Source organism: Streptomyces sp. PH9007 (genome assembly GCF_059813725.1).
This window is the reverse complement of sequence record NZ_CM187440.1, coordinates 1,979,280-1,990,863: the sequence shown is the minus strand read 5'-3', so window position 1 is coordinate 1,990,863 and position 11,584 is coordinate 1,979,280. Positions and strand designations below refer to the sequence as shown.

The following is an 11,584-nucleotide window of genomic DNA, read 5'->3' as shown; positions in this document are numbered from 1 at the left end:
AAGGACCTCGAAGAAGAGGACAACGTCGGTGAGGGATGACGTGAGCGAACACCGCGACGGCGCGCAGTCCGTAGAACTGAACTACGACGGCGCCACCTACAGCTACCCGATCGTGAACAGCACCATCGGGGACACCGGCTTCGATGTCAGCAAGCTCCGGGCCCAGACCGGTCTGGTGACCCTGGACTCCGGTTTCGGCAACACCGCGGCCTACAAATCGGCGATCACCTATCTCGACGGTGAGCAGGGCATCCTGCGCTACCGGGGCTATCCGATCGAGCAGATCGCCGAGCGCGGCTCGTTCCTGGAGACCACTTATCTGCTGCGCAGCGGCGAGCTGCCCACCGTGGACGAGCTGGCGACCTTCCGCAACGAGATCACCACGCACACGCTGCTGCACGAGGACGTCAAGCGCTTCTACGACGGCTTCCCGCGCGACGCGCACCCGATGGCGATGCTGTCCTCCGTGGTCAGCGCGCTGTCCACCTTCTACCAGGACAGCCACGACCCGTTCGACGCGAAGCAGCGGAACATCTCGGCGGTCCGGCTGCTGGCCAAGCTGCCCACGATCGCGGCCTACGCGTACAAGAAGTCCGTGGGCCAGCCGGTGGTCTACCCGCGCAACGACCTGGGCTACGTGGAGAACTTCCTGCGGATGACCTTCTCGGTCCCCGCCGAGGAGTACGTCCCGGACCCGGTGGTCACCAACGCGCTGGACAAGCTGCTGATCCTGCACGCGGACCACGAGCAGAACTGTTCCACCTCCACGGTGCGGCTCGTCGGCTCCTCGCAGGCGAACCTCTTCACCTCCGTCTCGGCCGGCATCAACGCGCTCTCGGGCCCGCTGCACGGTGGCGCGAACGCGGCGGTGCTGGACATGCTGGAGTCGATCCAGGCCAGCGGCGGCGATGTGGATGCCTTCATCCGCAAGGTGAAGAACAAGGAGGACGGTGTCCGCCTCATGGGCTTCGGACACCGCGTCTACAAGAGCTTCGACCCCCGGGCGAAGATCATCAAGGCGGCGGCGCACGATGTGCTGTCCGCGCTGGGCAAGTCCGACGAGCTGCTGGACATCGCCCTGCGGCTGGAGGAGCACGCGCTCAGCGACGAGTACTTCGTGTCGCGCAACCTCTACCCGAACGTCGACTTCTACACCGGTCTGATCTACCGGGCCATGGGCTTCCCGACCAGCATGTTCACCGTGCTGTTCGCGATCGGCCGGCTGCCCGGCTGGATCGCCCACTGGGAAGAGATGATCACCGAGCCCGGCTCGCGGATCGGCCGCCCCCGGCAGATCTACACCGGTGTCGTCGAGCGCGACTACGTGCCCGTCGAGCAGCGGTAATCCTTCCCCGGACGCCGTCCGGGAAGGGCCTTCGGGGTACGGAACAGAGCACGCCCGGCAATGTGACGCAGGTCACATCGCCGGGCGTGCAACCTTTTGCCGGTTGGCGGGTCTAACCGGGCAACGACAGCGCGAATTCGGCTGGATTCACGCCGTCGGTCGTCCGGCCGGGGTCCCGTGGGGGGACGCTTCGAACGGGCGGCAGGAAGCGCCCCGCTTCGGGCCCTGTGGGGGGACCCGCTGCGGGGCGCATTTCCGTTTCCGCGCCCTGATCGGGCGCCCGGTCCGGCTGTCGCCGGTGCCGCTCTCTCAGCTCGCGGCGGGGCCGACCAGCTCGAAGCCCGCCTCGTCGACCGCCGCCCGGACGGCCTCCTCGTCCAGCGGAGCCTGGGACACGACGGTGACCAGTCCGCTGCTCGCCTTGGCGGTCACCTCGCTCACCCCCTCCAGCGCGGAGAGCTCGCTGCGTACGGACGACTCGCAGTGCCCGCAGGTCATGCCGGAAACCTGGTAGGTCGTGGTGCTCATGGAAGGATCCTCGTTCCTCTCCAGGGGCCGCTCGGTGCTGCCCGCCGACAGCGCGAGTTTATACCCCCACCGGGTATTCAAGCTACCCGGTGGGGGTATCGCGTGGCATGCGGTTCAGCGACGGCTGCCCGGCCGCCGGCTCACCCACAGCTCGATGGTGTGCGGGTACCAGAAGGGCTTGCCGCCCTCCGTCACATCCGGCGGCGGCAGCAGGCCGTGCTTGCGGTACGAGCGCACCGTGTCCGGCTGCACCTTGATGTGCGCGGCGATCTCCTTGTACGACCACAGTCCTCGATCGGCCATCGTCCACACCTCTTCGCACTCGGCGTTGATGATCACCACCGAGCCTGCGCCGCCCCGGCCCGCGGGGCGGCGCGCCGCAGCACCCTGTTGATCAGCTGTGACGGCGAAGGCGCGTAACGGAGACGGCTGTTGCCCATCCCCGATAGTGGGCTGATGCCATCGAAGGATGGTCAGTGTCCGCTGGGGAAGCCCAGATTGATCCCGCCGTCCGCCGGGTCGGGCCAGCGGGTGGTGATCACCTTGCCGCGGGTGTAGAACCGCACCCCGTCCTCCCCGTAGATGTGCTGGTCCCCGAAGAGCGAGTCCTTCCAGCCGCCGAACGAGTGGTGCCCCACCGGCACCGGGATCGGCACGTTCACCCCCACCATCCCGGCCTCCACCTCCAGCTGGAAGCGCCGCGCCGCGCCGCCGTCCCGGGTGAAGACCGCCGTACCGTTCCCCCAGCGCGAGGAGTTGATGAGCTCAAGACTCTCCTCGTACGAGCCGGCCCGCACCACGCACAGCACCGGGCCGAAGATCTCCTCCCGGTACGCGTCCATCCCCGGGGTGACGTGATCCAGCAGCGACACCCCCAGGAAGAAGCCCTCCTCGTGCCCGGGGACGGTGTACCGCGTCCCGTCCACCACCACCTCGGCGCCCTGCGCCCGGCCGCTCGCCACATACGAGGCCACCTTCGCCCGGTGCTCGGCGGTGATCAGCGGCCCCATCTCGGAGTCTGGATCGCTGCCGGGACCGATCCGCAGTGCCGCCGCCCGCTCGGCGATCCGCGCCACCAGCGCGTCCCCGATGTCCCCGACCGCCACCACCACCGACACCGCCATGCAGCGCTCGCCCGCGCTGCCGTACGCCGCGTTGATCGCGTTGTCCGCCGCCACGTCCAGATCGGCGTCCGGCAGCACCAGCATGTGGTTCTTCGCCCCGCCCAGCGCCTGCACCCGCTTGCCGTGCTCCACCGCGCCGCGCTGGATCGCCCGCGCCACCGGCGTGGAACCCACGAAGCTCACCGCCGCCACGTCCGGGTGCTCCAACAGCCGGTCCACGGCCGCCTTGTCGCCGTTGACCGCGTTCAGCACCCCCTCGGGGAACCCGGCCTCCGCCGCCAGCTCCACCAGCCGCAGCGCCGCCCCCGGGTCCTTCTCGCTCGGCTTCAGCACGAAGGTGTTCCCGCAGGCGATGGCCAGCGGGAACATCCACAGCGGCACCATCGCCGGGAAGTTGAACGGGGTGATGCCCGCCACCACCCCCAGCGGCTGCCGGATGGACGCCACGTCCACCCCGCTGGACACCTGCGTCGACAACTGCCCCTTCAGATGCTGCGGAATGCCGCAGGCCAGCTCCACGATCTCCAGCCCGCGCGCCACCTCGCCCAGCGCGTCGGCGTGTACCTTGCCGTGCTCGGCGGTGATCAGCCGGGCCAGCTCGTCACGGCGCGCGTCCAGCAGCTCCCGGTAGCGGAACAGCAGCGCGGTACGGCGCGCGAGCGGCGTCGCGCGCCAGGAGACGAACGCCGCCCGGGCCGCCGCCACCGCCGCGTCCACCTCCGCCTCGGAGGCCAGCCCGACTTGGGCCGGCTGCCGCCCCGTCGCCGGATCGAAAACGGGCGCGTAGCGGCCGGAAGCGGGCGCCACCGGCTTGTTGTCGATGAAGTGACCGATGGTCCTCATGGGTGGTCCGTTCTCCTCACAGATAGCGGCGGCGGGCGGCCGCCTCGCGCTCGTACCCGGATCGCGCCCCGACGGCCGCCGGCCGGCCGGCGACCTCGGCCACCGGCACGTCCCACCACGCCTGCGCGGCCGGGGCGTTGGAATCCGGGTCGGTCTCCACGTACACCGCGACCGGGCCCCGCGCCTCGCGCGCCACCGCCAGCGCCTCGCGCAGCTCCTGGCAGGAGTGGGCGCGCAGCACCGTCATGCCCAGCGAGGCGGCGTTGGCCGCCAGATCCACCGGCAGCGGCGCCCCGTGGTAGGCGCCGTCCGCCGTACGGAAGCGGTAGTCCGTACCGAACCGCTCCGCGCCGGTGGCCTGCGACAGGCCGCCGATCGACGCGTAGCCGTGGTTCTGGATCAGCACCAGCTTGATGGGAAGGTCCTCCTGCACGGCCGTCACGATCTCGGTGGGCATCATCAGATACGTGCCGTCGCCCACCAGGGCCCACACCGCGCGCTCGGGGGCGGCCAGCGCCACTCCGATGGCGGCCGGGATCTCGTAACCCATGCAGGAGTAGCCGTACTCCAGGTGGTACTGGCGAGGTGAGCGGGCCCGCCACAGCTTGTGCAGATCGCCGGGGAGCGAACCGGCCGCGTTGATGATCACGTCCTCGTCACCGACGGTCGCGGCGAGCGCGCCGAGCACCTGCGGCTGGGTGGGCGGCCCGGCGTCGCCGCGCGGCGCGGTGGCGGCGTCCACCACGGCCTCCCAGCGCTCCTTGCCCGCCGCGCACGCCCGCGCCCAGGACGGATCGACCCGGTACCCGGCCAGCGCCCCGGACAACTCCCGCAGCCCGGTGCGCGCGTCGGCGACCAGCGGCAGCGCGGCCAGCTTGTGGGCGTCCGCGGAGGCGATGTTGAGATGGACGAAGCGCACCGCCGGGTCGGCGAACAGGGTGTGGGACGCGGTGGTGAAGTCCGTGAACCGGGTGCCGACCCCGATCACCAGATCGGCGGTGCGGGCCAGGTCGTTGGCCACCGCCGTCCCGGTGTGCCCGACCCCGCCCACCTCCCCGGGGTGGTCGTGGCGCAGCGCGCCCTTGCCGGCCTGGGTGGTCGCCACCGGGATGCCGGTCGCGTCCACCAGCGCGCACAACGCGTCCTGCGCCGCGCTGTGGTGCACCCCGCCGCCGGCGATCAGCAGCGGCCGGTGCGCCGCCCGGACCATCGCCGCCGCCTGGGCCAGCGCGTCCGGGTCCGGCCCCGGGCGCGGCACCCGCCACACCCGCTCCTCGAAGAACGCGGCCGGCCAGTCGTACGCCTCCGCCTGGACGTCCTGCGGCAGGGCCAGGGTGACCGCGCCGGTTTCCACCGGGTCCGCCAGCACCCGCATCGCGCCCAGGGCGGCCGGGATCAGCGCCTCGGGGCGGTGCACCCGGTCGAACCAGCGCGAGACCGGGCGCAGGGTGTCGTTGACGGACAGGTCGCCGGCGCCCGGGTGCTCCAGCTGCTGGAGCACGGGGTCGGCGGGGCGGGTGGCGAAGGTGTCGCCGGGCAGTAGCAGCACCGGCAGCCGGTTGATGGTGGCCAGCGCCGCGCCGGTGACGAGGTTGGTGGCGCCGGGGCCGATGGAGGTGGTGACGGCCTGTGCCGAGAGCCGGTCGCGCTGCCGGGCGAAGCCGACGGCGGCGTGCACCATGGCCTGTTCGTTGCGGCCCTGGTGGAAGGGGAGTGGGGCGTCGGGGCCCTGGCCCGACTCGACGAGGGCCTGGCCGAGGCCGGCGACGTTGCCGTGGCCGAAGATGCCCCAGCAGGAGTCGATGAGCCGCTGCCGTGCCCCGTCTCGCTCGGTGTACTGGGCGGCGAGGAAGCGGACGAGGGCCTGGGCGACGGTCAGCCGGATCGTGGTGGTCATCGCGGCGTCACCTCCGGGGCGCGGTAGAGGGGCAGCCGGGGATCGACGGCCTGGTGGCGCCAGTTGTCGCGGATCCAGGCGTGGTCGGGGTGGTCGCTGATCAGCCAGGCGCGTTCGGCGCCCGGGCCCGCCATGACGTTGAGGTAGTACATGTCGTGGCCGGGGCCCGCGATGGAGGGGCCGTGCCAGCCGTCCGGGATCAGCACCACGTCCCCGTCGCGTACTTCGGCGAGCACGTCGGTGCCGCTGCCGTGCCCGGAGGGGGTGACCCGCTGGTAGCCGAAGCCGGCCCCGGCGATCTCGAAGTAGTAGATCTCCTCCAGCTCGGACTCCTGCTCGGCCCGGAACTCGTCGTGCTTGTGCGGGGGATAGGAGGACCAGTTGCCGCCGGGGGTGAGGACCTCCACCGCGATCAGCCGGTCCGCCTCGAAGGTGTCGGCGGCGGCGAAGTTGTTGACCTGCCGGGAGCAGGCCCCGGCGCCGCGCAGTTCGACGGGGATGCCGGCGGCCGGCCGGTACCGGGCGGGCAGCCGCCGGGTGCAGCGGGCGCCGGCCAGCGCGAGCCGTACGCCGGCGCCGGCCGGGGCCCGCAGCGTCACCTCGGCGTCGCGCGGCGCGTACACGAAGTCGCTGACCGAGGTGAAGACGCTCTCGCGGCCCGCCAGCGTGAACTCCTGGCCGTCCACGCTCACGTCGGCGCCGCCGGCCAGCGGCAGCACGATCCACTCACTGTCGCCGGTGGCGAAGGTGTCGGTGCCGCCGGGCGGCAACTGCACCACGCGCAGCGAGCAGTACGCCCAGCCGGCGTCCTGCGGGGTGATGTGCACCGGATACGGGCCGGAGGACGCGGTACCGGCGGGCCGGTGGGCTGTCCTGGTTCTCACGTGGGTGGTGCCTTTCGTCTCGGCGGAGCGTCAGAGCAGGGAGACAGCGGTGTCCACGGCCTTCGCGACGTCGCCGTCCGCCGGGTACAGCAGGGAGCGGCCGACCACCAGGCCGCGTACGGTCGGCAGCCGCAGCGCCGTGCGCCACTTCTCGTACGCGCCCTCCTGATCGCCGTGCACCTCGCCGCCCAGCAGGACGGCGGGCAGCGTGGAGGTCTCCATCACCCGCGCCATGTCGGCGGGGTCGGCGGTCACCGGGACCTTGAGCCAGGTGTACGCGGAGGTGCCGCCCAGGCCGGAGGCGATGGCGATGGAGGTGGCCACGGCCTCGAGCCCGAGGTCGTTGGTGACCTTGCCGTCTATGCGGCGGGAGCGGAACGGCTCGACGAAGACCGGCAGTCGGCATGCGGCCATGGCGTCGATGGCGCGGGCGGTGGAGTGCAGGGTGGCGAGCGACCCGGGGTCGGCGTAGTCGATGCGCAGCAGCAGCTTGCCGGCGTCGAACCGCATCCGGGCGAGGTCCTCGGCGCGGTGTCCGGTGAAGCGGTCGTCGAGTTCGAAGGCGGCGCCGGCCAGGCCGCCGCGGTTCATGGAGCCGATGACGACCTTGTGTTCCAGGGCGCCGAGCAGAAGCAGGTCCTCCAGGATGTCGGCGGTGCCCAGGACTCCGTCCACGCCGGGGCGGGAGAGCGCGAGCACGAGCCGTTCCAGCAGGTCGCCGCGGTGCGCCATGGCGAGCCGGTCGCCGCCCACGGCGAGCGCGCCGCGTGCCGGGTGGTCGGCGGCGATGATCATCAGGCGTCCCGAGTCGCCGGTGAGCGGGCGGCGTTCGCGCCGTGCCGCCGCCTCGGCGATCGCCTCGGGGTGCTGGGCACGCACCGTGACGAGGTCGGGGATGGTGATGCTCACGGGTGGCTCGCTTTCACGGGGCCGCCTCGATCGCTGTCGCTGTCGCTGTCGCTGTCGCTGTCGGGATCGGGGCGGGCGTCGGGCGCGGGGGCGTGGCCGGCGAGGAGGGCCTCGACCTCGGCCGGGTAGGGCATGGCGGTGGAACAGGCGAGCCGGGCGGCGACGACGGCCCCGGCGGCGTTGGCGTACCGGGTCAGGCGCCGCGGCTCCCAGCCGGCCAGCAGCCCGTGGCACAGCGCGCCGCCGAACGCGTCGCCCGCGCCGAGGCCGTTGACCACCTCGATGGTGTGCGGCGGCACTTCGGCCGCGCGGCCGTCGCGGTGCAGGGCGAGGACGCCGGCCGGGCCCTGTTTGACGACGGCGAGTTCGACCCCGGCGGCGAGCAACGCCTCGGCGGCGGCGCGCGGTTCGCGTTCCCCGGTGGCGATCTCGCACTCGGCGAGGTTGCCGACGGCGACGGTGGCGTGCGCGAGGGCCTCGGCGTACCGGGGCCGGGCCCGCTCCTCGGGCGCCTCGCCCCAGAACATCGGGCGCCAGTCGAGGTCGAAGACGGTGGCGACATGGTCCGGGTGGCCCGGGTCGCGGGCGGCCAGCGCGGTGAGAGTGGCGGTGCGGCTGGGCTCCTCGCTGAGCCCGGTGCCGGTCATCCAGAAGATGCGGGCGGCGCGGACTGCGTCCAGGTCCAGCTCGTGCGGGTGGATGACCAGATCGGGCGCCTTGGGGCGGCGGTAGAAGTACAGCGGGAAGTCGTCGGGCGGGAAGATCTCGCAGAAGGTGAGGGGGGTGGGGTGGTCCTCCACCGCCGTCACCCACCGGTCCTCGACGCCGAACTCGCGCAGCGCGCGGTGGCAGTAGTCGCCGAACGGGTCGGCGCCGGTGCGGCTGATGACCGCCGAGCGCCGTCCGAGCCGGGCGGCGGCCACCGCCACATTGGTGGCGGAGCCGCCCAGGAACTTGCCGAACGTCTCGACCTCGGACAGCGGCACCCCGGTCTGGAGCGGGTACAGATCGACCCCGATGCGTCCCATGGTGATGAGGTCCATGCCCATGCGGAACTGCCCCTTCCGGTTGCCCTGACGCGCTGACCGCCCCCCAGATGTAGACGGGGCGGGCGCGGCTGTCAATGGTTTGTCTTTACATAATGACATCCATACTCCCCCAGAGGTACGGTCGTTACCGGTGTGGATCGCGACCACCCGGACGACCTGGACGACCCGACGACACGGACGACGTACGGAAGGCAGGCTCGCGCATGGACCTCGACCGCATCCGGATCGGATCCGCCCCCGATTCCTGGGGCGTGTGGTTCCCCGAAGACCCGCAGCAGACCCCCTGGCAGCGCTTTCTCGACGAGGTGTCCGAGGCGGGCTACCGGTGGATCGAGCTGGGCCCGTACGGCTATCTGCCCACTGATCCGGCCCTGCTGGGCGACGAACTGACGCGCCGCTGGCTGACCGTCTCGGCCGGCACCGTCTTCACCGCGCTGCACCGCGGCCCGGCCGTGTGGGACGCCACCTGGGAGCACGTGTCCCGGGTCGCCGCGCTCACCTCGGCGATGGGCGCCGCCCACCTGGTGGTGATCCCCGAGTTCTGGCGCGACTCGGTCACCGGCGAGCAGACCGACCCCGAACACCTGAGCCCCGACCAGTTCCGCGAGCTGACCGCCGGCATGGAGCGGCTGGGGCGCGAGGTGCGCGAGCGGTACGGGCTAACCATCGTCGTCCACCCGCACGCCGACACCCACCTGGCCACCGAGCGGGACGTCACCCGCTTCCTGGACGCCACCGACCCGGACGCCGTCAGCCTGTGCCTGGACACCGGGCACTACGCGTACTGCGGCGGCGACAGCGTCCGGCTCATCAAGACCTACGGGGAGCGGATCGGCTATCTGCACCTCAAGCAGGTGGACCCGGCGATCCTGGCCGACGTCCGGGCGCAGGGCACCCCGTTCGGCCCGGCGGTGGCAAGCGGCGTCATGTGCGAACCGCCGCACGGCCTGCCCGATCTGCCGCCGGTACTGGCCGCAGCCCAGGGCCTGGGCGTGGACCTGTTCGCCATCGTCGAGCAGGACATGTACCCCTGCCCGCCCGACGCCCCGCTCCCCATCGCCACCCGCACCCGCCGCTACCTGCGCTCCTGCGGCGCGTAGCGGCAGCACGCACCCGCACCGAAAGGCTCGCCGTGAACACAGAGAACTCGCTGGGCATCGCCGTCCTCGGCACCGGGCGGATGGGCGCCGACCATGTACGGCGCATCGAACGGCTCATCAGCGGAGCCCATGTCGCCGCCGTCGCCGATGTGGACGAGGTCCTGGCCAAGGAGGTCGCCGGTACCGTCGGGCCGCACTGCGCCGCGCACACCGATCCGGCCGCCGCGATGGACGCGCCCGGGGTCGGCGCCGTCCTCATCGCCTCGCCCGGGGCCGCGCACGAGGAGCAGCTGCTCGCCGCGCTGGAGCGGGACCTGCCGGTGCTGTGCGAGAAGCCGCTCACCCCCGATCCGCAGGGCGCGCTGCGGGTGATGGCTGCCGAGGAGGCGCTGGGCCACCGGCGCATCCAGGTGGGCTTCATGCGGCGGTTCGACCGCGAGTACCGCGAACTCAAGCGGCTGCTGGCGGGCGGCACGCACGGGCGGCCCCTGATGCTGCACTGCCGGCACCGCAACACGGTCTCGCACCCGCTGTTCACCACCGAGATGCTCATCAACGACTCGGTGGTGCACGAGATGGACGCGGCGCGGTGGCTGCTGGAGCAGGAGCTGACGGCCGTGACGGTGCTGCGGCCCACGCCCTCGTCCGCCGCCCCCGAGGGGCTCGGCGATCCGCAGCTGATCATCTTCGAGACGAGCGGCGGCGCGCTCGTGGATGTGGAGATCTTCGTCAACTGCGGCTTCGGCTACCAGGTGCAGGCCGAGGCGGTGTGCGAACACGGCACGGCCCGGATCGGCGACGCGCACGGGCTGCTCGCCAACACGGCGGGGCGGTGGGGCGGGGAGATCGCGGACGACTTCACCGGACGGTTCGCCGACGCGTACGACCACCAGGTGCGCGAGTGGGTGGACGCCACCCGGGCCGGGCGGGTGACCGGGCCCAGCGCCTGGGACGGGTACGCGGCGGCGGCCGGGTGCGCGGCGGGGGTGGCGGCGCAGCGCAGCGGGCAGCGCACGGAGGTCGAGATGATCGAACGGCCCGCCTTCTACAGCCCAGTATCGTATGTCCGGACAAACTGATCGGAGCACGGTGTTCAGGAGAGGGTGACCCCGGGTGGACCTGGCGTTCCGCATCGACCGCAGCAGTCCGGTACCGCTGTACTTCCAGCTGTCCCAGCAGCTCGAAGCCGCCATCGAACGCGGCGAGCTGCTGCCCGGCACCCTCCTGGGCAACGAGATCGAACTGGCCGGACGGCTCGGGCTCTCCCGCCCCACCGTCCGGCAGGCCATCCAGGTCCTGGTCGACAAGGGCCTGCTGGTGCGCCGCCGCGGCGTCGGCACCCAGGTGGTGCACAGCCAGGTCCGCCGCCCCCTCGAACTGAGCAGCCTCTACGACGACCTGGAGACGGCGGGCCAGCGGCCCGCCACCCGGGTCCTGGCCATCGAGGACACCGAGGCACCCGCGGAGGTCGCCGCGGCGCTCGGCATCGCCGAGGGCACCCCCGTACGGCGCGTCGAACGGCTCCGCCTCACCCACGGCGCCGACCCCATCGCCCGGCTGCGCAACTACCTGCCCGTGGACCTGATGCCGCTCACGAAGGACGAGCTGGAGGCCACCGGCCTGTACCGGCTGATGCGCGGCGCGGGTACCACCCTGCACAGCGCCCGGCAGTCCATCGGCGCCCGAGCGGCCACCGCGGCCGAGGCGGCGATCCTGGAAGAGGAGCCGGGCGCCCCGCTGCTGACGATGCAGCGCACCGCCTTCGACGACACGGGGCGGGCGGTCGAGTACGGCGCGCACCTCTACCGTGCCTCGCGCTACACGTTTGAGCTGCAACTCCTCATCCGCCCCTGACGGCAGCCCTTTACGGTGATCCGTTCCTCGGGTACTTCTCCCTCATCAGGC

11 protein-coding genes are annotated in these 11,584 nt (G+C 72.2%); 4 read left to right on the top strand and 7 right to left on the bottom strand.

Going from position 1 to position 11,584, the window contains the following annotated elements:
* The first annotated feature begins 40 nt into the window (after positions 1 to 40).
* Entirely contained in the window at positions 41 to 1,345 is a 1,305-nt protein-coding gene (locus ACTFAP_RS08955) for a citrate synthase (protein WP_500468744.1), read from the top strand.
* A gap of 309 nt (positions 1,346 to 1,654) precedes the next feature.
* Here ACTFAP_RS08955 and ACTFAP_RS08950 read toward each other — a convergent pair whose 3' ends face one another.
* The 7 genes from ACTFAP_RS08950 to iolC form a co-directional block, all read right to left on the bottom strand.
* Positions 1,655 to 1,873: a heavy-metal-associated domain-containing protein gene (locus tag ACTFAP_RS08950; protein WP_390123248.1), complete on the bottom strand. Its 219-nt coding sequence runs from the start codon at positions 1,871 to 1,873 to the stop codon at positions 1,655 to 1,657.
* 114 nt (positions 1,874 to 1,987) lie between these two features.
* Positions 1,988 to 2,176, bottom strand: coding sequence for a MerR family transcriptional regulator (locus ACTFAP_RS08945; protein WP_030725159.1), 189 nt, complete (start codon positions 2,174 to 2,176; stop codon positions 1,988 to 1,990).
* 170 nt (positions 2,177 to 2,346) lie between these two features.
* Complete coding sequence (locus ACTFAP_RS08940; protein ID WP_500468741.1) at positions 2,347 to 3,840, bottom strand: CoA-acylating methylmalonate-semialdehyde dehydrogenase; 1,494 nt, start codon at positions 3,838 to 3,840, stop codon at positions 2,347 to 2,349.
* 16 nt (positions 3,841 to 3,856) lie between these two features.
* Positions 3,857 to 5,737 carry a 3D-(3,5/4)-trihydroxycyclohexane-1,2-dione acylhydrolase (decyclizing) gene (iolD, locus tag ACTFAP_RS08935; RefSeq protein ID WP_500468739.1) on the bottom strand — a complete coding sequence of 627 codons (1,881 nt, stop codon included), beginning with the start codon at positions 5,735 to 5,737 and terminating at the stop codon, positions 3,857 to 3,859.
* Positions 5,734 to 6,621 carry a 5-deoxy-glucuronate isomerase gene (iolB, locus tag ACTFAP_RS08930; RefSeq protein WP_400013540.1) on the bottom strand — a complete coding sequence of 296 codons (888 nt, stop codon included), beginning with the start codon at positions 6,619 to 6,621 and terminating at the stop codon, positions 5,734 to 5,736. The genes iolD and iolB overlap by 4 nt, the downstream gene beginning before the upstream one ends.
* Positions 6,622 to 6,651: 30 nt before the next feature.
* Complete coding sequence (locus ACTFAP_RS08925) at positions 6,652 to 7,530, bottom strand: Cgl0159 family (beta/alpha)8-fold protein (protein WP_500468738.1); 879 nt, start codon at positions 7,528 to 7,530, stop codon at positions 6,652 to 6,654.
* Positions 7,527 to 8,579, bottom strand: coding sequence for a 5-dehydro-2-deoxygluconokinase (gene iolC, locus ACTFAP_RS08920; RefSeq protein ID WP_500468736.1), 1,053 nt, complete (start codon positions 8,577 to 8,579; stop codon positions 7,527 to 7,529). Before iolC ends, ACTFAP_RS08925 begins: the two co-directional genes overlap by 4 nt.
* Positions 8,580 to 8,782: 203 nt before the next feature.
* On the opposite strand from iolC, the gene ACTFAP_RS08915 reads away from it, so the two are divergent.
* Genes ACTFAP_RS08915 through ACTFAP_RS08905 form a run of 3 tightly spaced genes read left to right on the top strand, consistent with a single transcriptional unit; the run spans position 8,783 to position 11,533 of the window.
* Entirely contained in the window at positions 8,783 to 9,679 is an 897-nt protein-coding gene (locus tag ACTFAP_RS08915; protein ID WP_500468735.1) for a sugar phosphate isomerase/epimerase family protein, read from the top strand.
* 32 nt (positions 9,680 to 9,711) lie between these two features.
* Complete coding sequence (locus tag ACTFAP_RS08910) at positions 9,712 to 10,758, top strand: Gfo/Idh/MocA family protein (RefSeq protein WP_500468734.1); 1,047 nt, start codon at positions 9,712 to 9,714, stop codon at positions 10,756 to 10,758.
* Positions 10,759 to 10,792: 34 nt separating this feature from the next.
* Positions 10,793 to 11,533, top strand: a complete 741-nt coding sequence (locus tag ACTFAP_RS08905) for a GntR family transcriptional regulator (protein WP_500468733.1) — start codon at positions 10,793 to 10,795, stop codon at positions 11,531 to 11,533.
* Positions 11,534 to 11,584 lie beyond the last annotated feature (51 nt).